This window comes from Corynebacterium yonathiae (assembly GCF_027570195.1).
GTDB lineage: Bacteria > Actinomycetota > Actinomycetes > Mycobacteriales > Mycobacteriaceae > Corynebacterium > Corynebacterium yonathiae.
The window spans coordinates 62,853-86,468 of sequence record NZ_JAKMUZ010000009.1 but is presented as its reverse complement, the minus strand read 5'-3'; the positions used below and the strand labels follow the sequence as shown (position 1 = coordinate 86,468).

The 23,616-nt window shown below is 59.4% G+C and carries 25 protein-coding genes and 1 pseudogene; 9 read left to right on the top strand and 17 right to left on the bottom strand.

From position 1 onward, the window contains the following. Nucleotides 1–48 precede the first annotated feature (48 nt). Nucleotides 49–819, top strand: coding sequence for an IclR family transcriptional regulator domain-containing protein (locus L8V22_RS06055; RefSeq protein ID WP_269966418.1), 771 nt, complete (start codon nt 49–51; stop codon nt 817–819). Nucleotides 820–831: 12 nt separating this feature from the next. Further along, a complete protein-coding gene (locus L8V22_RS06050) occupies nt 832–2,049 on the top strand; it encodes an acetyl-CoA C-acetyltransferase (RefSeq protein WP_238801490.1) in 1,218 nt (405 codons plus the stop codon). A 55-nt stretch (nt 2,050–2,104) separates the two neighbouring features. On the opposite strand, the gene L8V22_RS06045 is transcribed toward L8V22_RS06050, so the two are convergent. The 4 genes and pseudogenes from L8V22_RS06045 to L8V22_RS06030 form a co-directional block, all read right to left on the bottom strand. Continuing rightward, nucleotides 2,105–2,770, bottom strand: a complete 666-nt coding sequence (locus L8V22_RS06045) for a DUF1707 SHOCT-like domain-containing protein (protein WP_238801489.1) — start codon at nt 2,768–2,770, stop codon at nt 2,105–2,107. 38 nt (nt 2,771–2,808) lie between these two features. Next, nucleotides 2,809–3,990, bottom strand: a pseudogene (gene wecB, locus L8V22_RS06040) (non-hydrolyzing UDP-N-acetylglucosamine 2-epimerase). Between the two features lie 83 nt (nt 3,991–4,073). Then, entirely contained in the window at nt 4,074–5,354 is a 1,281-nt protein-coding gene (locus tag L8V22_RS06035; protein ID WP_238801488.1) for a phosphatase PAP2 family protein, read from the bottom strand. Nucleotides 5,355–5,481: 127 nt separating this feature from the next. Beyond that, on the bottom strand, nt 5,482–5,631 hold the full coding sequence (locus tag L8V22_RS06030; RefSeq protein WP_238801487.1) for a hypothetical protein: 150 nt from the start codon (nt 5,629–5,631) through the stop codon (nt 5,482–5,484). Nucleotides 5,632–5,787: 156 nt separating this feature from the next. On the opposite strand from L8V22_RS06030, the gene L8V22_RS06025 reads away from it, so the two are divergent. Beyond that, on the top strand, nt 5,788–6,069 hold the full coding sequence (locus L8V22_RS06025; protein WP_023021011.1) for a hypothetical protein: 282 nt from the start codon (nt 5,788–5,790) through the stop codon (nt 6,067–6,069). A 79-nt stretch (nt 6,070–6,148) separates the two neighbouring features. Here the strand turns inward: L8V22_RS06025 and dnaG are convergent, their stop codons facing one another. Further along, complete coding sequence (dnaG, locus tag L8V22_RS06020) at nt 6,149–8,071, bottom strand: DNA primase (protein ID WP_238801486.1); 1,923 nt, start codon at nt 8,069–8,071, stop codon at nt 6,149–6,151. A 211-nt stretch (nt 8,072–8,282) separates the two neighbouring features. On the opposite strand from dnaG, the gene L8V22_RS06015 reads away from it, so the two are divergent. Beyond that, complete coding sequence (locus L8V22_RS06015) at nt 8,283–8,744, top strand: guanyl-specific ribonuclease (protein ID WP_238801485.1); 462 nt, start codon at nt 8,283–8,285, stop codon at nt 8,742–8,744. Nucleotides 8,745–8,746: 2 nt separating this feature from the next. Then, nucleotides 8,747–8,980 (top strand): barstar family protein, encoded by a 234-nt coding sequence (locus L8V22_RS06010; RefSeq protein ID WP_238801484.1) that lies wholly within the window; start codon nt 8,747–8,749, stop codon nt 8,978–8,980. Between the two features lie 12 nt (nt 8,981–8,992). Here the strand turns inward: L8V22_RS06010 and L8V22_RS06005 are convergent, their stop codons facing one another. Further along, nucleotides 8,993–10,285 carry a deoxyguanosinetriphosphate triphosphohydrolase gene (locus L8V22_RS06005; protein WP_238801483.1) on the bottom strand — a complete coding sequence of 431 codons (1,293 nt, stop codon included), beginning with the start codon at nt 10,283–10,285 and terminating at the stop codon, nt 8,993–8,995. A gap of 47 nt (nt 10,286–10,332) precedes the next feature. Continuing rightward, the gene (locus L8V22_RS06000) at nt 10,333–10,908 is read right to left on the bottom strand and encodes a YdcF family protein (RefSeq protein ID WP_238801482.1); all 576 of its coding nucleotides are present in this window, start codon (nt 10,906–10,908) and stop codon (nt 10,333–10,335) included. A gap of 54 nt (nt 10,909–10,962) precedes the next feature. On the opposite strand from L8V22_RS06000, the gene L8V22_RS05995 reads away from it, so the two are divergent. Further along, nucleotides 10,963–12,987 (top strand): TPM domain-containing protein, encoded by a 2,025-nt coding sequence (locus tag L8V22_RS05995; RefSeq protein ID WP_238801481.1) that lies wholly within the window; start codon nt 10,963–10,965, stop codon nt 12,985–12,987. Between the two features lie 58 nt (nt 12,988–13,045). Here L8V22_RS05995 and L8V22_RS05990 read toward each other — a convergent pair whose 3' ends face one another. The 3 genes from L8V22_RS05990 to L8V22_RS05980 are packed head-to-tail and all read right to left on the bottom strand — an operon-like array spanning nt 13,046 to nt 15,383. Continuing rightward, nucleotides 13,046–13,492 carry a hypothetical protein gene (locus L8V22_RS05990; RefSeq protein WP_238801480.1) on the bottom strand — a complete coding sequence of 149 codons (447 nt, stop codon included), beginning with the start codon at nt 13,490–13,492 and terminating at the stop codon, nt 13,046–13,048. Then, a complete protein-coding gene (locus L8V22_RS05985; RefSeq protein ID WP_238801479.1) occupies nt 13,492–14,001 on the bottom strand; it encodes a hypothetical protein in 510 nt (169 codons plus the stop codon). The genes L8V22_RS05990 and L8V22_RS05985 overlap by 1 nt, the downstream gene beginning before the upstream one ends. A gap of 2 nt (nt 14,002–14,003) precedes the next feature. Then, the gene (locus L8V22_RS05980; protein ID WP_238801478.1) at nt 14,004–15,383 is read right to left on the bottom strand and encodes a glycine--tRNA ligase; all 1,380 of its coding nucleotides are present in this window, start codon (nt 15,381–15,383) and stop codon (nt 14,004–14,006) included. A gap of 184 nt (nt 15,384–15,567) precedes the next feature. Between L8V22_RS05980 and L8V22_RS05975 the strand changes: the two genes are divergently transcribed. Beyond that, on the top strand, nt 15,568–15,858 hold the full coding sequence (locus L8V22_RS05975) for an ArsR/SmtB family transcription factor (protein ID WP_238801477.1): 291 nt from the start codon (nt 15,568–15,570) through the stop codon (nt 15,856–15,858). A 67-nt stretch (nt 15,859–15,925) separates the two neighbouring features. Beyond that, nucleotides 15,926–16,351 (top strand): Fur family transcriptional regulator, encoded by a 426-nt coding sequence (locus L8V22_RS05970; protein ID WP_420839967.1) that lies wholly within the window; start codon nt 15,926–15,928, stop codon nt 16,349–16,351. 172 nt (nt 16,352–16,523) lie between these two features. Here L8V22_RS05970 and L8V22_RS05965 read toward each other — a convergent pair whose 3' ends face one another. The 3 genes from L8V22_RS05965 to era are packed head-to-tail and all read right to left on the bottom strand — an operon-like array spanning nt 16,524 to nt 19,050. Continuing rightward, nucleotides 16,524–17,279 (bottom strand): isoprenyl transferase, encoded by a 756-nt coding sequence (locus tag L8V22_RS05965; RefSeq protein WP_200288787.1) that lies wholly within the window; start codon nt 17,277–17,279, stop codon nt 16,524–16,526. Nucleotides 17,280–17,289: 10 nt separating this feature from the next. Further along, nucleotides 17,290–18,006, bottom strand: a complete 717-nt coding sequence (recO, locus tag L8V22_RS05960; protein ID WP_238801475.1) for a DNA repair protein RecO — start codon at nt 18,004–18,006, stop codon at nt 17,290–17,292. A 6-nt stretch (nt 18,007–18,012) separates the two neighbouring features. Further along, nucleotides 18,013–19,050: a GTPase Era gene (gene era / locus L8V22_RS05955; protein WP_238801474.1), complete on the bottom strand. Its 1,038-nt coding sequence runs from the start codon at nt 19,048–19,050 to the stop codon at nt 18,013–18,015. A 140-nt stretch (nt 19,051–19,190) separates the two neighbouring features. On the opposite strand from era, the gene L8V22_RS05950 reads away from it, so the two are divergent. Beyond that, a complete protein-coding gene (locus L8V22_RS05950) occupies nt 19,191–19,757 on the top strand; it encodes a hypothetical protein (protein ID WP_238801473.1) in 567 nt (188 codons plus the stop codon). A 93-nt stretch (nt 19,758–19,850) separates the two neighbouring features. Here L8V22_RS05950 and L8V22_RS05945 read toward each other — a convergent pair whose 3' ends face one another. From L8V22_RS05945 to L8V22_RS05930, 4 genes are all read right to left on the bottom strand, one after another. Continuing rightward, nucleotides 19,851–20,867, bottom strand: coding sequence for a formamidase (locus tag L8V22_RS05945; protein WP_238801472.1), 1,017 nt, complete (start codon nt 20,865–20,867; stop codon nt 19,851–19,853). A gap of 239 nt (nt 20,868–21,106) precedes the next feature. After that, nucleotides 21,107–21,955 (bottom strand): pyridoxal kinase PdxY, encoded by an 849-nt coding sequence (pdxY, locus tag L8V22_RS05940; RefSeq protein ID WP_238801471.1) that lies wholly within the window; start codon nt 21,953–21,955, stop codon nt 21,107–21,109. A 51-nt stretch (nt 21,956–22,006) separates the two neighbouring features. After that, complete coding sequence (gene ybeY, locus L8V22_RS05935) at nt 22,007–22,624, bottom strand: rRNA maturation RNase YbeY (protein ID WP_238801470.1); 618 nt, start codon at nt 22,622–22,624, stop codon at nt 22,007–22,009. Continuing rightward, the gene (locus L8V22_RS05930; RefSeq protein WP_238801469.1) at nt 22,621–23,601 is read right to left on the bottom strand and encodes a PhoH family protein; all 981 of its coding nucleotides are present in this window, start codon (nt 23,599–23,601) and stop codon (nt 22,621–22,623) included. Before L8V22_RS05930 ends, ybeY begins: the two co-directional genes overlap by 4 nt. Between the last annotated feature and the right edge of the window lie 15 nt (nt 23,602–23,616).

Genomic DNA, 23,616 nt, shown 5'->3' with positions numbered 1-23,616 from the left:
TACGAGATGTAGGCCACTTCATCAATTTTTAGAATCGGAGACCACACCTTGAATGACACCCCCACGGTGCAGTCACTCGCCCGCGGATTAGCCGTTTTGCACTCTTTTAATGGCGAGCGCCCACGCCAGACTCTGGCCCAGGTTGCCGAGGTCACAGGGCTAGCACGTGCCACTGCACGCCGTTTTTTGCACACCTTGGTAACGGAGGGGTACGCGCGCACGGATGGCTCTGAGTTTTGGCTTACCCCCCGGGTTTTGGAACTGGGCTATTCCTACCTATCGAGTTTGGGTCTTCCCGATATTGCCCAGCCCCATTTGAGGGAGTTATCCGCCAAACTCGATGAATCCTGCTCTGTCAGTGTGTTGGATAGGGACTCCGTGGTTTATATCGCCCGCGCCGCTGCACACCGCATCATGGCCACCAATATCACCATCGGCACCCGCTTTCCCGCGCACGCGACCTCAATGGGACAGGTACTTTTAGCGGATCTCACTCCAGCGCAGTTGGATGAATTCCTAGAAACGGCGTCGCTGGAGAAAGTCACCCCTCACACGCTCACCGCACCCGCGGATCTTCGGGCGCGCCTAGCGGAGATCCGGAGACGTGGTTGGGTCATCGTAGACCAAGAGCTAGAGAAGGGCCTGCGTTCCATTGCAGTTCCTATTCGCTCTGGTTCGGGCCGCACTGCTGCAGCCATCAATATCTCAACCCAAACATCCGTCTATTCCACTGAGGATCTCACCACGCGCATCCTGCCGGAGCTCATCGCTACCTGCAAGGCAATCTCCCATGACCTTGCCACCACCGAACTTTCTTAAAGGAGAATTATCATGCACACCCGCGACGTAGTCCTTTGCTACCCCAAGCGCACCCCTGTCGGCCGTTATGGTGGCGCGCTAAAGTCCGTCCCCGTCCAAGAACTAGCCAGCCTCGTGGTCAAGACCATTGTGGATGAGTCCGGTATCGACCCCACCGAAATCGATGACGTCATCTTGGGCCAAGGTTCCCCTAATGGTGCCGCACCCGCTTTGGGCCGCGTGGCTGCCCTAGACGCTAGCCTGCCCACCACCGTGCCGGGTATGCAGCTCGATCGCCGCTGCGGATCGGGTCTGCAGGCCATTATTACCGCAGGTGCCCACATTGCTACTGGCGCTGCTGATGTCATCATCGCCGGCGGCGCGGAGTCTATGTCCCGCACCGAATACACCGTTGATGCGGATGTACGCTGGGGAGCAAAGGGAGGAAATATGATCTTTCGCGATCGCCTCCAAGAAGCCCGCGAGACCGCCGGCGGAAAGCACCACCCGATTGCCGGCGGTATGATTGAGACCGCCGAAAATCTCCGTCGGGAATACTCCATCAAGCGCGTCGCCCAAGACGAGCTCGCTGCACGTTCCCACCGCAATGCCGCCGCTGCACAGGAACAATCGCTTTTCGACGCCGAAATCATCCCCGTCACCGTCCCCCAGCGCAAGGGAGAGCCTATCGTCGTAGACAAGGATGAACACGTCCGCCCAGATTCCAGTACAGACAAGCTATCTCAACTACGCGCGGTCATGCGCAAGGAGGACGAAGAGGCAACGGTTACCGCTGGCAATGCCTCCGGCCAAAACGATGGTGCCGCGGCCGTCCTGGTGACTACCCGTGAAAAGGCCGAGGAGTTGGGTCTTACCCCAATGGTCACGCTCAAGGGATGGGCCCTAGCCGGCGTGGATCCGGAACGCATGGGCATCGGCCCGGTGGAGGCGTCCCGTAAGGTTATGGATCGCCTCGGCATCACCTTCGACGACCTCGACCTCATTGAGCTCAATGAGGCCTTTGCTGCCCAAGCATTGGCTGTTCTCAAAGAATGGGGTATTTCGGCAGATGATCCGCGCTTCAACCCGCACGGTTCTGGCATTTCACTCGGCCATCCCGTGGGTGCTACCGGTGCCCGCATCGTCGTCACCGCCGCGCATCATCTTCACCGCACCGGCGGTAAGCTCGCGCTGGTTACCATGTGTATTGGAGGCGGACAAGGTCTAGCTGCGATTATCGAGGCCGCCTAAGCACTGGCCCACCCTCATTAGTGCAAGTGGTTGCTTGCACTATAATCGCACTTGGTTACTCGCCGTAGCGGCGCCCCACGTGAACGTCTACGCCACCGAAGAGGCTATAGCAATTGATGTTGATTTCTGGCGCGTCCACTGGCAGGTCATTCGGATGGATGGCGCCGTTCTCTACCTTGAGGTCATGCCCGCCAAAAAGGCCTACGCCGCTGACGTGGACTCGGAAGCCTTCGGGAATATAGACATCGACACCACCAAAGACGCCCACCGCGTTGATGGTAGTGGTGCGACCGTGCAGGGCGACGCCCGTGAGATCAATGTCCACGCCGCCGAAAAGGCCCAAGGCCGTCAGGGAACGATCCACTGCCCCACCGCTGACAGTGGAACCGCCGAAAATCCCCACCGCAAGGGAGCGGGTCTCCTGCGCGCTCGGCTGCACTTGGCGGATGGCCTGCTCCACCTTGGCAATGGCTTTGGATTCTTGTTGGCCCGCATAGGCCTTTGCGATTTTTCGTTCTTGCCCGAATAGGAGAACTTCTGGGTCTTCTACAAGGTCAGCCAGTGGCTCGATGAGCTCAGCGCGGGTCGTTGCATTTACGCAGGCGGCCGAGCGCTTTTCAAAATCATCGAGGTCAATCTGCCCTCCCGAAAGCGCATCTCCTAAAATGTCTGCAGCTTTCGTGCGTTCTCGGTGGTTACAGCGGATATCCAGCGGTTTCATACCTTTAATATATCCGCTTTCTCCGACAGGCGAGCGAGTTATTCCTTGCCTTGGGGCCCCTTAGAGGAATCGACCTCCGGCAGAAAATCTTCTTCACGCTTGCCTACCCCGGTCAACTCCGCGATGGCCGCAATAGCGCGCTGAGCACCCTTGCCGTCGCCATAGGGGTTAACGGCGTTGGCCATGGCGTCGAATGCGGCGGCGTCGGAAAGCAAAAGCTTTGCCTCTGCCACAATGAGCTCGCGATTAGTGCCCACCAGCTTAACCGTGCCGGCAACCACGGCTTCGGGGCGCTCGGTGTTCTGGCGCATGACTAGCACCGGCTTGCCCAATGCTGGTGCCTCTTCCTGGACTCCGCCGGAGTCAGTCAGGATGATGGTGGCACGGTTTTGTAGCTGCGTGAACTGGTCGTAAGGCAGCGGATCCGTAATGATGATATTTGGCAGGTGCTCGACCTCCGACAGAACGGCCTGGCGCACCTTGGGATTTAGGTGCAGCGGCAATGCGAAGTTAATCTCTGGATAGGCCTCTGCCAAGTCCTTGACTGCACCACCAATTTCTTTCATCGCCTCAAGATTCTCGCGGCGGTGGGTGGTAACCACGACAAGCCGCTTATCGGACTCTGCGACTTCCTGCAGGGCAGGGTCCGCGAACTTGGCATCCCACGATGCTGCTTCCAGCAGAGCGTCAATGACGGTATTACCGGTGACCACGATGTCCTTGGAACGCACATTTTCGCGACGCAGCTTCTCCATCAAGCCTTCGGTCGGAGCCAGAATCAGCTCGGCTACCTGGCCAATAAGCTTACGGTTACCTTCCTCTGGGAACGGCGAATGGATATCGCCGGTGCGCAAACCGGCTTCAAGGTGCAGGATCTTTACCCCGCGGTGGAAACCAGCGAGTGCTGCAGCCATAGCGGTAGCGGTATCGCCCTGGGAGATGATGACGCCCGGCTATTCCTCTTCAATGATGGAATCCAGACCCGCAATTGCGCGGGAAACAATTTCATTGAGTCCCTGGCCCGGCTTCATAAAGACGAGGTCGTGCTTCGGGCTAATGCCAAACATGGTACTGACCTGTTCCAGCATCTCTTTATGCTGGCCGGTAGAGACCGGAATAGATTCAAAGCGCTCATCATTATCCAACGCCTTGATCACAGGGGCGACCTTGATGGCCTCCGGTCGGGTGCCGTAGATGGTCATTACCTTGGGCTTAATCATTACTTTTCCTCTAGGTACATGAAGATTCCTCCTTATTGAACATGTACGGGAGCCTTGTAACCCCGTACAGGATTGCGAACGTGCTAGCCGCTAACACTCACGCCGCCGTCTGGGGTGATGGTCACATTGGCCGCCATGGCGCGGGCCAGGTCGAGACGCTGCCAAGAGCCGCCCTCTGCTTGCCAGTCCAATGGGTTGCCGGCTGGGCGGGCGGTCTGGCGGAGCACTTCGGCACGCTGATCCCAGTTCAGTTCTGGGTGGGACGCTGCTAGCAGCACTGGAGCGGCCTGCGGAACCACCATCGGGGCGTCGGTTCGGTAGCGCGGGGCAAAGTCATAGTCCATGAGCTTGGAATATTGCTCCACCGCATCCTTCGTGGACCGATAGTCGGTGCCCTCTTCCCTATCTTGGGTCGCAAGTTCTTCTACCGTCTTGCCGGTGCGCCATTTGATTTCTTGGCGCACTTCCATCGAGGCTTCCCATAGGGCGTGGCGCATGCGCTTATCGTTGAGGCGGTCGGCCGCGGCGGCTTGGCCGGTCATACGCCCACCTATGACATCCAATGGGTAATGCACGCCCAGGACTACCCGGTGGTTGCCGGCCTCAGCGCCGCGCAGCATGAGCTGTGGGCCTACCTCCGGCAGCATGAAGGACATCAGCGTGGTAATCCACGTTGCCTGATTAGTGTGGCCCGAGGGGAAGGCTGGCGAGGTGGGATAGAGATCCTTGGAACCGTCATCATAGCGCTTAACTGCCTGCGGCGCGCGCTGGTACGGGCGCTGATAGTTGAAGTAGTACTTCTCTGACATGGTGGAATTGGCTAGGCCGCCTGCACGAGCGGCGTACCCATTGCCCAGGAGGTACTCGGTTTTGGGCAGGCGGTGCTCGGCAAGCGAAGCACGGAAGGCATCGCCAAGATTCTTGCCCATAGCATCAGACACCGCGTTGAGCACGCTGGTAGAGCTGGCCTTGGCGTCGGACTGCGCACGCTGAATAAGGGCTTGGTCCCCTGCCGCGGCGTTATTTATGGCCACGGCCTTATCCATATTTTCCTGGCGGATTTCTGGCTGGGCTTTAATGTGGTCAAAGAGCTGGACTACCTGCCAGTAGTTGCCAAATTGATAAGAGGAAACATCGGATTCAAAGCCCGCAATATAGTCCGTGCTAAACGGCTCCGGAACCGGTGCACCGGGATGTTGGACCGGAAGGGCGCCGGTGGTCTGCTGGGTAACAGGCTCGCGGAGCTGCGGCACCGTCACGGGAAGGGCGGCGCTAGCAGCCGGTGCCAGCGTTATGGTCAGTCCGGTGGCCGCGCACAAGGCGAGTGCGCGAACTGCCGGGCGGAGATTATTCCGATAGTTCAACGTGGAAACCTTTAACTAGTAACGAATTCCCACGCATAATATCTAGCTAAAGTTACAACTAGGTGAACGTGACGCTAAACCCGCGTGCACAATTAAGAGCTAGCGGATAGACCTTTGCGGATACCAATTAGCGCTTTTCGGGCCACGTGGGGGCCGGATAAGCCGCAGCGGAGTCCGGCTGGTGGCCGGAGGATTCCGCAGTGATGCTTGCGGTAAAAAGCGCGGCCAGCGCCACTGCTGAGGCCACCGCTGAGTCCCTGCGCTTGTTATTTTCCACACATTTAAACTAGCGCGTATTCCACGCCCTGAAAAGCGCTAGTCCAAATTGCGGATAATGCCACCCCTTATTAGTGGCTAGCAGCGCACGGCGGGGCTTCGCGGTAGGGTGGTGGGGAACTTTTACTCGCACCGGAATAAGGGGACACGCTAGATAATGATCCAATTCGTCTTCGGCGCCGCAGCAGGATACGTTTTTGGCACTAAGGCTGGCCGCAAGCGCTACCACCAGATTAAGGGCGCCTACGAGAAGGCCATCAACTCCCCCGTGACCAAGTCTGCCGTCACTTCCGCACGCAAGGCGGTAGCCAATCGCTTGGACCCAGAACCGCGCATGCGCGAGGTTCGCGATCTATCTTCCAAGCGCAAGGGCAAAGGCCGGCTGCGCGGATCCCAAGTGGATAACGCGGACCGAATATATGAACCCGATGAAGACTAGGTTCGTTAAAGTTTAGCCTCTAGGCCTCTTCCCTCCCCTCGGCGCGGTGCTAACTAAGCCCGGTGCCGAGGGGAGATTTTTAGCCTTGAAGAGGCGTGCCGCGGAAGGCGCGGTCATTGAGCTCGCGGCGGGCCTGTTCCAGGGCGACGAGATCAGCGAAAAGCGAGTTATAGCTAGCCTCATCATCGGAGGGACGCATCCGGCCAAGGCGGGCCTTCAGCTGGGCGATTTGATCGCCCACCACCGTCTCTTGCAATCGGGAGAGCACGGAGTCGGCGTATTTTTCGGGGCCGACGTCGGTTGGCAAAATGGCCTCCACGGCAAGCTCGGAGACGAAATTGCGGCCGGTAAAATCTTGCATTTCGTCGGCCACCGCGGCGATCCATTCCACGGCCGGCATGGTGGCGCCCTGAGCTGCACCACCCACAGTAGAAATGGCCTCCCGGACGAGGCGGTAGGCGTCGTTGGTATAGGCGTCGGCAGTAATGCCATCGAAGTAAGAACCAGCCACCTGCGGCATCTGCAAAGCCAGCTTGAGGGCCTCGCGCTGGGGCCACAGGTGGGTCTCCTTCGGGCTCGGCGGATGGATCATCGGCACATCCTGCTGCGCCGGCTGCTGCTTCGCATTTTCGAAGCGTCGAATGATGGGCTTTTCGGCCTTTTTGGGTTTGCGTGCCTCCGCGCGCACCTGGCGGAGAACCTCTTCCGGATCGGGCCAGCCCACCCAACCGGCTAGCCGGCGGGCATATTCACGCTGCAAAGGTTGATCACGGATCTGCGCTACTACGGGTACCGCGCGGCGCAGGGCCTGCAAACGCCCCTCGGCACTGTCGATGCTGTATTCCGCGATGACGGACTGGATAACGAACTCAAACATGGGGATGCGGTCCGCCATGAGCTCGCGCACGGCGGCATCGCCTTTTTGCAGACGCAGATCGCACGGATCCATGCCGTCGGGGGCCACGGAGACAAAGGATTGACCGGTGAACTTTTGCTCGCCGTCAAAGGCGCGCATGGCGGCCTTCTGCCCTGCCTCATCGCCGTCGAAGGTATAGATGAGCTCGCCATTGAAGTAGGAATCATCCAGCATGAGCCGGCGCAGGACCTGCAGGTGCTCGCCGCCAAAGGCAGTGCCACAGGAAGCAACAGCGGTCTTAACACCTGCGGCATACATAGCCATGACATCCGTGTAGCCCTCTACCACCACAGCCTGGTGGTTTTCGGCGATATTGCGCTTGGCCAAATCAAGGCCAAAGAGCACCTTGGACTTGCGGTAGAGCATGGTCTCTGGGGTGTTCATGTATTTGCCGAGCTTGTCGTCGTCGAAAAGCTTGCGGGCACCAAAACCAATGACGTTGCCGGAAAGGTCCTTAATCGGCCACAGCAAACGACGATGGAAGCGGTCAATGGGACCACGCTTGCCCATCTTGGAAATGCCAGCTGCTTCCAGCTCCTCAAAGGAAAAGCCTAGGCGCAGCAAGTGCTTGGTGGCCGTATCCCAGCCCTCTGGGGCATAGCCACACTCGAAGTCATAGATGACTTCGCGAGAAAAGCCGCGATCCAGCAGGAAATCGCGGGCTGTTGCCGCTTGTGGGGTCTCCAACTGCTGGCGGTAGAACTCGTGGGCGGCCTTATTGGCAGCGATGAGGCGCTGCCGCGTGCCCGGCTTCTCATTGCGCGCGCCTGTGGAACCGCCTTGGTAGTTGATGTGATAGCCAATCTTCTGCGCTACTGCTTCAACCGCTTCCGGGAAGGAGACCTGCTCCATTTCCATCAAGAAGCTGAAAACATCGCCGCCCTTGCCGGTGGAAAAGCAGTGATAGTAGCCGCGCTGCGGGCGCACGTGAAAGGAAGGGGTCTTTTCATCCTTGAAGGGGCTAAGGCCCTTGAGCGAATCGTGCCCAGCGGGCTTGAGCTGCACGTACTCGCCGACGATTTCTTCTAAAGGCGCGCGTTCACGGATAGCTTGGATATCGCTGTCCGGAATTCTGCCTTTTGCCATGCGTACAGACTACCCCGCGTGCGGTAGGAACGCTTAACTGCATAGGGCAGGAAGGGGCCCTTCGCCAGGGTTCACAGTTTGGGCACAAATTACCCTCTGTTGGGGTACTTTCCACGCACTGTTACCTACCCCCGTGACGGGGGAATTTTTGACCTCGCTATTGACTCGGGACGATTTCTACTTTTAGCGCCGCACCTGCAACAATAAAGGTATGCCCAAGTCCCAAGCGTCCAAGAAATCGCTCCCCGTTGCCCTCGGCGGCCTTGCGCTCGCCGTCGTGGCAGGCTACTTCGGCTTCGACCTCGGCGGCAATGATGAATCCTCTGCCTCTTCACCGTCGGAGTCCGCAGCAGGGACCGCGACTGGCGACGCCGATACCTGCAACATGTCTTCCCTCCCCGCCGAGGCCAAAGACACCGCGGACGATATCCTGGCCGGTGGCCCCTACGACTACCCGGATAATGACAATGCCCGTTTTGGCAATTACGAAGGCCGGCTGCCCCAGCAGGACAAGAATTACTACCGCGAATACACGGTAGAAACACCAGGCAGCCACAACCGCGGCGCCCGCCGCATTATTACCGGTGGCGGCAGCGAGACCGACCCAGACGTGTGGTACTACACCGATGACCACTATGAAAGCTTCTGTTCTATCCCGGACGCGGAGGAATAATAATGCGACGCATCCTCATTACTGAACACATCCGCACTCGCGCAGACTTTTTTAACGCACTTGGCCGCACCCGCGGCTGCGAAGACTGCGGTCCGCGCAATCTCGATGATCTCGCGGATTTCCTGCGCGAACAGCGCACCAGCGTCATTGTCGCATCCCATATGGATATGGACGGCGAAGGCTTAGACGCTATTGCCACCGTGCTGGAGGACCAGGGCGTGAAGTTGGTGCGCTAGCTGCGTGAGCAGCTAACTCAAAAACCCAGATAGCTCCGCACTGCGGCGGGCTAGGCGCTCGAGACGGGACTCGGTCATGGACGCAATTTGGTCGATGATGGCACGGTCGCGGGCGGCATCAGAATCGGCCTGTTCCCACCACAGCCGGAAGGTGGCATCCAAAGAGCCGGGGGCGCCAGCCACGAGGTAATCGTAGACACGGTAGATGCGCTCGCGCTGGCGGTCTTGGCGGGCTAGGTGGGCGGGCTCGTCCATGACGTAGAGGACCGCGATGGTTTTAAGCAGCTTGACCTCGGCCTCGGCCTGCTTAGGCACGACGAGGTCACCGTGCATGCGACCAAGGGTATCGGAGGCGATGAGCTCGGCATTGGCCTCGCTGGTAGCGCCGATAGTGGCACCTACATAGCGGCCCACGAGCTCAGAGGTCATCTTCTTCAAGTTGGCATAGTCGCGCAAGGAGTAGTCAAAATCGCCGATGGCATTGATGACGCTTAAGTTACGCAGGCTATCGGCCGCTTCCAGGAGCTCATCGGCGGTGCCTCCAAAGGCCTTAGCGCCCTTTTCCGCCAGCTGGGCTAGCTCGACGAGGTCCCATAGGACATTGAGGGAGATGCGCCGAGAAATGATGCCATCTTCCACGTCATGCACGGAGTAGGCGATATCATCGGACCAGTCCATGACCTGGGCTTCGATGCATTTGCGATTATCGCTATGGCCCTCGCGCAGCCACTCCAGTAAGTGCGCGTCCTCATCGTAGGCACCGTATTTCCGGTTGGTGCTGCCATCGGGATTGGTCATAGTCCAGGGGTATTTGCACGCACCGTCGAGGGCGGCACGGGTGAGGTTGAGGCCATAGCTTTGCGGCTGGCCGTGGGCATCGTCCACGATGACCTTCGGTTCGAGGCGGGTGAGGATGCGCAGGGTCTGCGCGTTGCCCTCGAAACCATTGAGGGCCACCTCATTGAGCGCGTTTTCGCCATTGTGCCCATAGGGCGGGTGGCCGATGTCATGGGTAAGCCCTGCCATATCGCATAGGTCAGGATCGAGTCCGAGTCCAGCACCGATGCTGCGCGCAATTTGGCCCACCTCTAGCGAGTGGGTCAGGCGGGTGCGCGGGGTGTCGCCATCGCGCGGGCCGACGACCTGAGTTTTATCGGCCAGGCGCCGCAGGGCTGCCGAGTGCAGCACACGGGCGCGGTCACGGGCAAAGACGCCGCGATGTTCTTCCACGCTATAGAAGGCTGATCCCTTCGGCTTTTCATCGGCCAGGCGGGCGAAGTCGGCGGCGGAATAAGAATAGGACACGCCCCAAGTTTATTCCGCGAACTGGTCTTTTGGGTGAGCAACGTGGCCTAAGTGCGGTCGTCTTCCTGTTCAATCGTCTGATGCCGCAGCTTTTGATTCGGGCGCAGCACCCGCTCCACGCGGTAGAAACCATTGCGCAGTGCGGCGGCACCGCGCGGAGGCAGCACTCCGGCCACTAATGCATAGGCCACGCCACCGGTTTCGTGGGCAAGGTAGCGCCACCAGGGTTTAGAAAAGCGTGCGGCCGGGTAATACGGCGTGCCGGACACGGTGGCTTTTAGCCCTTCTTGGCGGGCGATGAGTGCGGTGCGCGGGCGGTGGAGGGGATCGGTGATGATGGTGTCGTCGGAAAGCGCGAAGGCTTCCTTGACCGCTTCCAGGGAGCTGCGGGTATCCATCCCCTCCTCCACCGCGTGGACGGTCAGGTGCGGGAAGTGCTCGCGCAGAAAGGTGCGGCCGACGCCGGCCTCGGTAAACCTATCTCCGGGTAGCTTGCCACCCACGGTAATGACTTCCAGTCCCTCGGCCGTGGCTAGCTCACCGGCATGGCGCAGGCGTCCGGCAAGGATGCGGGAGGGCCGGCCGTCATATTGGGCGGTTCCTAAAACAATTACGTACTTCACTGCCCCATTACACTACCCGCCGGAGGGCGAAACGGAACCGGTAAAGTGGTGGGCATGAATTTGAGTGCACGTTTGGGCCGCGCGGCCATCGCCGCTTTCATTTTGGGCTGCACCTCCATCGGTGCGGGGTCTGCCTTCGCCGCTGAAACCACCACCGTGGCGCAGGGCACCGGTACGGCCCCCCTCACGGAGAAGGTTACCGATGACGCGGGCGTTTTAAGCACCCAAGAAAAGGCCGAGCTGAGAGAAAAGATTGGCCAGCTGCAAAAGAACGAGCACCTAACGCTTTTTGTTTATATCACCAATGACTTGGGCACCGATCCGGAAAGCTTTGCCAACCAAGCAGTCAAGGATAAGGGGCCGAACTCCGCGGTCTATGCGCTCTCCATTAACGACCGCAAAATGGGCGTGCAGACCGGCAAGGATTGGCCCAATGGCCGGCTCGATCAGATGTATGACGCCGCCTATGACAAGCTGACCGGCGATGAGTACGGTGCTTCCGCCCTCGCGCTTGCCGACGCCGCCCTAGGCAACTCCAGCTCCTCCAACTCCTCCGATTCTTCCGGCATAGCGTGGCTAGGTGGCGGCGCGGCCGCCATCGTCGCCGCCGGCGGCGGCATCATGTATTACTCGCGCCGCAGCACTAAGAAGAATAGTGCGCAGACGCTTGAGTCAGCCCGCGAAATCGCCCCGGGCGATACCGATCAACTCAACCGCCTGCCGCTTGAGACCTTGGACCAGCTGGCGCAGGAAGAGCTGGTCTCTACTGATGAGTCCATTCGCCGTGGCAAGGAGGAGCTCAATATCGCGCTTTCGGAGTTTGGCCCGGAGCGCGTGCGCCCGTTTACCAAGGCAATGAATCACTCCACTTCTACCCTGCAAAAGGCCTTCCACCTACGCCAACGCCTGGATGATGCCGTTCCGGAGTCCCCAGCCGAACGCCGCCAGATGCTCGTGCAAATCGTCTCCTCATGCGGACAGGCCGATGATGCCTTAGACGCGCAGGCCGCAGAATTTGCCCAGATGCGCGACCTACTTATCCACTCCGATGAGAAACTGGACGAGCTCACCCAGCGCACCGTGGGCCTGCGCGCCCGCCTACCGGAGGCCGAATCCACGCTGGCCGGATTGAAGGATAACTATGATGAGCACGTTTTGTCCTCCATTGCCGATAACCCGGAGCTTGCCGCTGCTTCGCTTGCTGAGGCAGAAAAGCTGCTAGAAAAGGCCCGCGGAGTCCAAGCCCAGCCGGCCGGGCAACAGGGCCCGCTGGTAGGGCTCATCCGCGATATTGAACATGCCTGCGCGATGACGGATCGCCTGCTGACCGGCGTGGAAAACGCCGAGGAGAATATCGCCACGGCTCGCGCTAACCTCGAGTCCCTCATTGCCGAGGTCGAAGGCGAAATCGACGAGGCCCGCGAACTCGAGCGCCAAGGAAAGGCCCAGGGAACCACAGCGGATTGGAACGCGCTGGAGGAACTGCTCGGTCGGGCCGGTACCGCAGTCACTGAGGCCAAAGCCCAAGGCCAGCAGGATCCGCTGGGCCAGCACACCGCGCTGACCTCGATCGATACTCAGCTGGATGAGGCGCTCGACCGCGTGCGGGAAAAGACCTCCACCCACGCGCGCCAGCTGGATCTCTTCCGCCAGCAGATTTCCGTGGCGGAATCCAATATTCAGGCCGCGGAGGACCTCATTTCCTCCCGCGGACGCATCATCGGCTCGGGAGCACGCACCGCGCTTGCCGACGCCAAACGTCTCCACGCCCAAGCCCTCCACACTGAGCGCAGCGATATTCGCGCCGCGCTGCAGTCCTCCCGCGAAGCGGTGGCCGCCGCCCAGGCGGCGCTGCAGCGCGCCAAGAATGACATCGACGAGCACCGTCGCCGCCAGCAGCGGCAGCAGATGGGCAATGCGGCCGGCAATATCGTCACTGGCATGGTCCTTGGCCAGATGCTCGGCGGCGGCCGCGGCTTCGGCGGTGGTTTCGGAGGCGGCGGCTTCGGTGGAGGCAGCTTTGGCGGCGGAGACTTCGGCGGCGGTGGCGGAGGCGGCTTCCGCGGCGGCTCCTTCTAACAGCGCAACGCCCACCCCGCCTCACTCCGTGGGCGGCGCCTTCGTTGATTGCGCCGAACTAGGTGCGCAGGGTGCGCGGGGTGGCGTCGAGAAGCGCGCAGGCGTAGCTCAAGAAAATGGCGTCTAGCTCGGGCAGTTCGCCCACGCTCACGCGCAGGCCCGCGCCGGCCGGCGCGGTGTGCGCGACCTCGACGCCGGTGCCGCGGGCCACGATGCGGCGCTCGCGGCGGAATGGATTGCGTCGCTCCAGCAGGTACTCGCGCTCCCCGCAGACCGCACGCAGGCGGGTGACGGTAATCCCGGCCTGGGAGACCGCGAATTCCTCGCCCGCGCCCGCCGCGGTCTGCGCGCGCAGGAAAAAGCGCGGGGAGGAGGAATCCAGCGAGGATTCTAGGGAAAGGTGCTCTCCTCCCGCGGTGGTGAGCTCACCATCGCGCACGGAAGCCAGTTGCTCCCCTGCGGCGTTGGTGAGCACGTCCGCGCGCCAAGCCCACTGCACAGTCATTAGAAGATGAAAAGCGCGAAGATGGCAACAATGGATGCTAGGACCAAGGTAATGATCCAAGCCCAGGCTTTGCCTTGGGTGTTAGCGTCCAGGATGACGCGAGTAAACCAGCTCAAACCGGCAATCTCGGCGGTGGTCAGGCCTTCGGCATCGTGCTCGAATTCGAGGATGGACTTGCGCACGCCGGAGTTTCGCGCGGAGAACTGCCCTACCTTTTCATCATCGACATCATCGATGATCCAGTCGCCGCTGTTTTCATTGATGAAGTGAAAAGTGCGGCCGTTGAGCGATGCCTCTAGGCACTTATCGCGGCCGGGGCGGCCGGCGAGGCGGTAGATGGAGCCGTCGGCAAGCGTGGCAGAGGCGCCTAGATCGCTGACCTCAGTGCGCCAGAAGTGGCCGTCCACCTCCGCGGAATGCTCCGAGAATACGCCCAACTGCTCCGGGCCATCCTCGGCCAAGAGCACGGGTTTTGCGCGGTCAGAGCGATCCCAGCTGGTGTAATGCATCCTTAGCACCCAATCAGGCGAGCAGCGAGGTAGGCCTCGAGGTCATCGAGCTTCACGCGCTCCTGCTCCATGGTGTCGCGCTCGCGCACGGTCACGGCGTCATCATCGAGGGTGTCGAAGTCGAAGGTGACGCAGAACGGGGTACCGATCTCATCCTGGCGGCGGTAGCGGCGGCCGATGGCACCGGAGACATCGAAGTCCACGTTCCAGTGAGCGCGCAGCTTATCGGCCAGCTTGCGGGCAGGCTCAGAAAGTTCTTCCTTCTTCGACAGCGGAAGTACGGCTACCTTGATCGGCGCCAGGCGGCGGTCCAGGCGCAGAACCACGCGCTTATCAGTGCCGCCCTTGGCGTTGGGAGCTTCTTCCTCATCGTAGGCATCAACCAGGAAGGCCATCATGGAGCGGCCCAGGCCGGCGGCCGGCTCGATGACGTACGGGATCCAGCGCTCGTCATTGGCCTGGTCGTAGTAGGACAGGTCCTCGCCCGAGCCCTTGGCGTGTACGGACAGGTCATAGTCCGTGCGGTTGGCCACGCCTTCCAGCTCGCCCCACTTGGAGCCCTTGAAGCCAAAGGCGTACTCAACGTCCACGGTGCGCTTGGAGTAGTGGGAGAGCTTTTCCTTCGGGTGCTCGTATAGGCGCAGGTTTTCTTCCTTGATGCCGAGGTCGACGTACCAGTTGTAGCGGTCATCGATCCAGTACTGGTGCCACTCTTCATCCTCGCCCGGCTTAACGAAGAACTCCATCTCCATCTGCTCGAACTCGCGGGTGCGGAAGATGAAGTTGCCCGGGGTAATTTCATTGCGGAAGGACTTGCCAATATTCGCAATACCAAACGGCGGCTTCATGCGCGAGGAGGTCATCACGTTCTTGAAGTTAACGAAGATGCCCTGTGCGGTCTCCGGGCGCAGGTAGTGCAGGCCCTGCTCGTCGTCTACTGGGCCCAAGAAGGTCTTGAGCAGGCCAGAGAATGCCTTCGGCTCGGTCCAGTCGCCCGGCTGGCCGGTTTCCGGGTCATTGATATCTGCCAGGCCGTTTTCCGGCTCGTGGCCGTGCTTTTCCTCATAAGCTTCAATGAGGTGGTCGGCGCGGTAGCGCTTACCAGTGTGGCGGGATTCCACCAGCGGGTCAGAGAAAACTTCAACGTGGCCGGAGGATACCCAGACCTGGCGCGGCTGGATGACGGAGGTATCTACACCCACAACGTCCGCGCGGGACTGGACCATGTGGCGCCACCACTGGCGCTTGATGTTTTCCTTGAGCTCTACACCAAGAGGGCCGTAGTCCCACGCGGAGCGGGAACCGCCGTAAATTTCACCTGCCTGGTAGACCAAGCCGCGGCGCTTACACAGGTTTACAACGGTATCGATGACGGATGCCATAAGTTTTCGGACTCCTCTGGTAGGGGACAGTCTTGACAATCTCGTTCAGTCTAACCCGTAGCACTCTCCTGCGGTGGGATTGGGGCATGAATTTAATTTGAAATATATACGAGCTATTGCACACATCGGGTAATATAAGGGTGCCCGACAGGTAATAGTTATTTAATTGAAGGTGACATTCCCTATGACGACCACTGATACGGCGATTAATAGCTCTGCGGCCGCCGGCGTGATCGCTGCCCTCGATTCGCCCCTACGCATTGCCATCATCTCCCGCCTGGCCGAGCGCGATCACTTCGTGCACGAGCTAGTTAAGGCCACCGGCAAGTCCCAGCCGCTTATTAGCCAGCACCTGCGCGTGCTCAAGCAGGCGGGCATTGTTGATTCCGAGCGCAGCGGCCGCGAGGTAACTTACTCGCTCATTGCCCCACGAGTTTTGGACTTGCTTGCCGACGCCGCAAGGATCGCCTCCTAGCCCACCCCTTCGCCGCGCATATAAAGCCGCCTGAGCATGCAGTTGTTGAAAAAGAATTGATAATATTATGGTCATGGCTTTACACGACAGTATTCCCAAACTAGGAGCGCGCAATACCAAGCAGCGCACCGCAGTCGTCGAAGTGCTGCGGGACATGGAGAAATTCGCCTCCGCCAAGGAGATCTATCACGAGCTCCAGGAGCGCGAGGAAAAGGTGGGCCTGACAACCGTGTACCGCACCCTGCAGTCCCTGACCGATATCGATGCAGTGGACGCACTCCACATGCCCAATGGCGAAACCCTTTATCGCCACTGCGAGACCGACGCCCATCACCACCACTTGGTGTGCACCAAGTGTGGCCGCACCGAGGAGATCGACGGTGGGCCCATTGAAAAGTGGGCAACCTCCGTGGCCGCGGACTACGGCTTCGAGCTCACCGGTCACGACGCCGAAGTCTTCGGCATCTGCAGCGACTGCGCCGCTTCCGCTTAAGCATCCTCACTCCGCCTAGCGAAGCCGCTCCTCCCCTAGCCCCAGTCTCTCCCCCAGAGCCTGGGGTTTTCTTGTGCGGCACTCAGTGGCAACGCGTCACGCCACTTTTCTTGGTCAATCGAGAATATTTTCCTCCCTGAGATATTAACGCACACCGCTTTGGTGCTTCGCCTTACTTCTTAACGCCACCGAAACGGCGGTCGCGCCGCGCGTATTCCTCGATGGCCGCAAAGAGATCCTCGGGAGTGAAATCTGGGAAGAGCTTATCCTGGTAAATCATCTCCGCATACGCGGACTGCCACAACAGGAAGTTCGAGGTGCGCTTCTCCCCGGACGGGCGCAGGAAGAGATCCACATCCGGCATGCCCGGATCATAGAGATGCTGCGCGATGGTTTCTTCCTTAATATCGCGCGGGTTGAGCTCGCCGGCTGCAACCTGCTTGGCGATGTCCCGGAAACCATCCACCAGCTCTGCCCTACCGCCGTAGTTCACGCACATGGCCAAGGTCATCTTGGTGTTATCCTTGGTCAGCTCTTGGGCAGCCTCAAGCTCCTTAATCACTGAGCGCCATAGGCGCGGGCGGCGCCCAGCCCACACCACGCGCACGCCGCGCTCATTGAGCCACTCACGCTGGCGGCGCAGCACATCGCGGTTAAAGCCCATAAGGAAGCGGACCTCCTCGGGGCTGCGGCGCCAATTCTCGGTGGAGAACGCGTAGGCAGAAAGGTAAGGAACGCCGGCGGCAAGGCAGGCATCGACGACGTCAAGAAGCACGGCTTCGCCGCGCCTATGCCCCTCGGTGCGCTTCATGCCTTTTTCTTGAGCCCAGCGGCCATTGCCGTCCATGACCAGCGCGATATGGCGAGGCATGAACTCGTCCGGGATATTCGGCGGGGTCAAAGTGCGGTTCGGATCTGGCGTAATCACGGGCTATATTCTACTGCTCCATAACCTGCAATGCGGAAACATTGCGCTCCATGTGCCACTGCAGGTGCGCCCGCGCTAGGCGATGCCCCTCCTGCTTTTGGGCATTCGTGGGATTCGTCGGATAATTATGCTCTAAAAGCCACAGGTGATGTAGGGTCTCCGGATCCACCTCCGCGGCACCCGGAGGCCGGCATTCGTGGCACGCCGCCCCACCAACTGCCGGATGAAAGGCGTGGTGTGGACCTGGCCGGTTGCACTGGGCACAGTTAAAGAGGCTCGGCGCCCAACCGGCATGCGCCATTGCCTGCAGCAAAAAGGCATCCAACGTCATGGTTGGGTCCGCGGTTTGCAGCCGCCCCAAAGTCGCGGTAACGGATTCGTAGAGGTAGGGGTCATGGGCGGCGTCGGCGAACGCAAGGCGCTCGGCTGACTCCAGCACCGCGCAGGCTGCCGTGTAGCGCTCATAGTCCTCGATGAGGCGCGCGCCAAAGTAATCCACCGTATCCGCTTGGGAAATGGTGGCTAGATTTTTGCCCACATACAGCTGGACATCAAGGTTGACGAAGAGCTGCAGGCGCGAGCCAAAGCGCGACTTGGCGCGTCGCACACCCTTGGCCACCGCGCGCACAAGGCCGTGATCGCGGGTGAGCAGGACAATGACGCGATCGGCCTCGCCAAAATCGTAGGTTCGAATGACCACTGCGCGGTCACGATAGTTCTCGCGCATATCTGCTTAGAAACCGAGCCTGCCCAGTGACTTCGGGTCAGACTGCCAATTTTTCAACACTTTAATGCGCAAGTCTAGGTAGACGTTCTGGCCCAGCAGCTGAATTATTTCCTTGCGGGCATTGCCCACAATGCGGCGGAACCGCAAACCATCCTTGCCCTCAATAATGCGCTTTTGGCCAGGCCGCTCCAAATACAAAATGGCGTGGATATCCAATACCCCCTCGCGGGTGCGCGATGGCAGCATCTCGTCTACTTGTACTGCCACCGAGTGCGGCAGTTCCGCCTTCAAGCCGGATAATGCGGCCTCACGAATGAGTTCCTCGATGCGCTTTTCCTGGCCCTCATCAGTGATGTGATCATCCGGGTAGAACTTCGGGCCTTCTGGCAGGTGATCCACGATAACCTGCACGAGCTCATCGAGCTGCACACCTTCCTTGGAGGACACCGGAATGACTACCGCATTCGGATCATCTTGGGTAAGTAGCTCGTGCAGGGCCAGAAGCTGGGCACCTACTTGGTCCTTGCTGGCCTTATCCAGCTTGGTGACGATGCCGATAATCGGCGTCTTCGGCGCAATGGAGCGCACGTTTTCCAAAATCCAGCGGTCACCCGGGCCGATTTTCTCATCGGCCGGAATGGTCAAGCCGATAACATCCACATCGGCATAGGTATCCTTGACTACCTCGTTAAGGCGCTCGCCCAACAGGGTGCGTGGGCGGTGCAGGCCCGGCGTATCCACGACGATAACTTGGGCGTCTTCGCGGTGTACCAAGCCACGGATGGTGTGGCGGGTGGTCTCCGGCTGGTCGGCTGTGATCGCAATCTTTTGGCCTACCAGGGCATTAGTCAGCGTCGATTTACCGGTATTCGGGCGGCCGACAAAGGACACGAAGCCGGAACGGAATCCCTCAGGAGTATCGGTGTACTGCGAATAATCAAGCGGGGCGGCCGCATTCTCGGCGTCTTCCGGCACGGCATCATCAGGGTCTTCCGGAAGACCCTCGAATGCCGCATCAAACTGTGCATCAAAATCAGAACTCATTACCCGCAATAATAGCCCACAGAGTCAAGATCTCCGATTAGTTCACGGTCAAATCGCACCGGTGACACGACATAGCGCTAATCTGTGAAGAAACCTCTCTTCCCAGCACACACCGTGCTCACTCTCCGAAAGGCCCCTTCATGCCCCGCAAGTCCCCTGCCCTATTTGTGGGCGTTGCACTCACTCTCTTCCTCTCCGCGTGCTCTTCGCCCGATTCTGAAACATCACCGGAGACGAGCGCTACCTCTTCGACGACCTCTTCTTCGACCGCCACCAGTTCTTCGAGTACGGCCTCTTCTGCCGCTACCAGCAGCAGCGAAGAGAGCGTGGCTGAAAAACCTGCACATAGCGTTGCTCCCGAGCCGGAAACCCAGGCCGAGGCTGCGGCTGCGGAGCCGGAGTTACTGTATTGCGATCCAGGAAACCTGACCATCATCGGTACATTTTCTGACGGCACGGAAAGGCCCACAGAGCTATGCGACACCCCCGCTCATCGCCGATCTGTACGTGCAGAAGGAGTGTGCGGCAGTCTAGACGGCCGGTATAAGTACCCCGAGGAATGGGCTGAACTGTGCAATGGAGGCCTTCCACCGTCAGATTCAGATTCGTTTAATGACTATGGCGACGTAGATGCTGGGTACACACCAGAGTATGACGCTGTGTTAGATACTCCAGCCTTTGCCGATACAGGTGCCGTAGAAGGCTAAGAGTATTAGCAGGTAAAAGACCGCACGCTGAACAACGTCAAAGCCCCGCGCCCGTCGAAACGGGTGCAGGGCTTGCGGCTAGATTAGTAAAGCTTACTTAAACTCGTCCGGCAGCGGGCCAAGCTGCGGGCCGTCTGGGTAGTACTTCCAGCCGTCCTTGATGCGGACGTCGTCAGCCCAAGGGAGCTTGTATTCGCCCTTGGCCAGGTCCTCGACCCAGGTGAGATAGTTTTCGGTCTTGCCGCCGGGGTAGCCAACGTACCCGCGGTTGCCCAGGTTGAAGATGTTGTTTTCAAGGCCCCAATTGATGCGCGCCTTGTCGGCCAATTCTGGGAAGATTTCGGCGGTGACGATTTCACCCGGGTTGCGGTGCCCCTCAGAAATCATGTGGCCATCGTAATTGCAGATATTGCCTTCACCGAAGTAGTAGAAGGTGTTGTCATAGCCAGCCAGGTTCACCGAAGCGGTAAACATCAGGTTCTGGAAGGCATTGGTCTTATTGGTCATGATCCACTGATCCTGGGGCTGCGTGGAGTAACCAGAAATTCGGATATAAACATTGGCACCCTTGTATGCGGCTTCGCGTGCCAGCTCAGGGAACATACCGTCGTGGCAGATATTCACTGCAAGCTTGGAGCCCTTGGGGCCGTCGCAAACCGGCATACCCAAATCGCCCGGATACCAAGGCTCGATGGGAGTCCATGGCTGGAGCTTGCGGTAGTGCAGCGCAATTTCGCCATCGGAGTTGATGATGATCGCGGTATTAAATGGCGGCTTTCCTTCCTCATGGTTGGGCTCCATGATGGAGAAGACGCCCCAAATGTTATTTTCCTTACAAGCCTGCTTGAACTGATCTACCTTGGGATCATCGAGACCAATGAGGAATTCATCATAAGACCAAATCTTGGTATTGAGACCGGAGGAAGAATATTCCGGGAAGACAATGAGGTCAAGATCTGGATAACCCGCCTTGGTGGAGGCAACCATGCGGCAGATTTCATCCACGCTGGCTTGGACGTCCTCTGGGGTGTTAACCACGGGGACGGGGTACTGAATGAGGGCCATCAAAAGGCCGTCGGGGGATGCACTGATGCTACCAGTACTAGACATTGGAGCTCCTATCGCAAACCGAAGTATGTGACGACGACCATATTACTGAAAATTTAGGATTACATCACAACTCTAATCTGGAGGAATGGTCTCGTATTTGAGACCGGCTTGAAGTCAACGGGAAACCGCAAAGAGCAGTCCTCGAAAATGAACGGAGCAAAACAAAAGAACCGAGCGAGGAAAGCTTCCCCGGCTCGGTTGGAGTTCTACTGGCCTAGTACAAGCGGTACCGTTAGAACTTAGAGCTCCTCCGCGTGGAACTGCATACGCGGATGTGCGAATACATCCTGGGACTGGATGAGCTGAAGCTCGGCAGTCTCGGCCTCATAGGTGTTTTCTAGCAGGTCGTAGACGGAAGAGGCAGTGCGGCGCAGAGACTCATTGACGTCGCTGGTCTCGGTGTAGTGGCCGGTAAACAAAGCGGCGGTAACGTCGCCGGAGCCGTTGCGCTTAAACGGCAATAGTGGCGTGGATACCAGGAAGGCGCGCTCGCCGTCGACGGCGAGCATCTCGATCTGGTCCTCTGGGGTTTCGGGACGCTTAACGGAAGTAACCAGAACGGTCTTTGGGCCGATTTCCTGAGCCTTCTTCACCGCGGCGAGGGTTTGATCAAGGGTGCCGACCTCGGAATCGGTGAGGTAGCCCAGCTCAAATTGATTGGGGGTGATGATATCGGCAACGGGTACGACGCGATCGCGCAGCAGTGGCGGGATCTCATCGGAAACGAAGCAGCCAGACTTAGCGTTGCCCATCACCGGATCACAGGCGTAGAGGGCCTTTGGGTTAGCTGCCTTGATGCGGCGGACGGTTTCCACGATGGCGTCGGCAATGTCGGCGCCGCCCTGGTAGCCAGAAAGAATGGCGTCGATCTGCGGGAAGGCACCGCGCTTTTCAATGCCATCAATAATGGAGGTGACATCGCTGGCCGGAATCATCGGCCCGCCCCAGTCACCGTAGCCAGTGTGGTTGGAGAAATTCACCGTGTGAACCGGCCAAACCTCGTGGCCAGCGCGCTGCAGAGGGAAGACGGCCGCGGAGTTGCCAACGTGGCCGTAGGTGACGTGGGACTGGATGGAAAGGATAGTCATAAGTGTCCATTGTGCTACGCGGCGCACGCGCCCACAAAAGAAACCGAAAAATTATTCTTCCGGGCGATCTTGTGGTTCCCCCACCGCAGGTATGCCCCCACCAGGAACCTGCTTGTCCAGGTTGGCGCGCTCAGCGGCGTCGGGAAAAGCCTTCGGACCAGAAGGCTTGGGCTGATAAGAAACGCCGCGCTCGGCCACATCGTCATACCAATCCGCGAGCAGCTCGTTTTGGCGGCCGAACATTTCCTTTTCCTCGGCCGGAGTGGAGTGGTCATAGCCCAATAGGTGCAGGCAGCCGTGCACGGTGAGCAGGGCGAGCTCGTGGCCCAGGGAGTGTCCGGCGGCTTCTGCTTGGCGCAAAGCAAATTCGGGGCACAGCACAATATCGCCCAACATGGCTGGGCCTGGATCGGCGGCATCGGGACGGCCGCCACCAGCAATGGCACCGGGGGTGAGCTCATCCATGGGGAAGCTCATGACATCGGTGGGGCCCTCCAGATCCATCCAGCGCACGTGGAGATCCTCAATGGTCTTCAAATCCACACAGGTAATCGTGCACTCGGCATCGGGGTTGATGTCCATGGCGCCGAAAGCAAAAGAGGCGACGTCAATCAGCATCTCCTCATTGACGCCTTCGAAGCCGGATTCATTGAGAAACTCGATACTCATTCCATTCCCTCGTATTCTGCGGCTTTCTTATTATCAAAGGTCTCATACGCATTGACAATGCGCCCCACCAGTTGGTGGCGAACCACGTCTTTGGAACCCAAGTCCGCGAAGTGAATATCATCCACGTTGCGCAGGATGCGGCGGACGATGCGCAGGCCGGAGACCTGGCCATGTGGGAGATCCACCTGGGAGACATCGCCGGTGACCACGATCTTGGAGCCAAAACCTAGACGGGTAAGGAACATTTTCATCTGCGCGGGCGTGGTGTTTTGGGCCTCGTCAAGTATGACAAAGGCATCGTTCAACGTGCGGCCGCGCATATAAGCCAGCGGGGCAACCTCAATGATGCCAGCTTCCATGAGCTTTGGGATCATCTCTGGGTCGAGCATGTCCCGCAGGGCGTCGTAAAGCGGGCGCAGATACGGGTCAATCTTGTCATTGAGCGTGCCCGGCAAAAAGCCCAGCTTCTCCCCTGCCTCCACGGCTGGGCGGGTAAGGATGATGCGCGAGACTTGCTTGGTCTGCAGCGCCTGCACCGCCTTGGCTACCGCGAGGTAGGTCTTACCGGAGCCGGCTGGTCCGATACCAAAGACCACTGTATTATCGTCGATGGCCTGCACGTATTCAGACTGGCCCACCGTCTTCGGGCGAATAGCCTTGCCGCGGCGCTTGACGATGTCCGCCGCCAGCGCCGCCGAAACCGACTGCGGCGCCTCTACCGCCACCATGTCCATGGTGTGCTTGACCGTATCGGTGGATACGGCGTGGCCGCGGCGAGCGATGGCTTCGAGCTCGTCGAGGATCTTGACGGCGCGGGCTACCTCATAATCGGGACCGGTGATAGTAACGACATTGCCGCGGGCAAAAAGGTCCGCATCCAGGCGGTTATTGAGCACGCGCAAGTTATCGTCCGCGCTACCCAGCACGCTGCTAACGTAGGCGGAATCTAGCTCACATTTCTTCGTGATGATAGGCACGTGCTTTAGGCTACC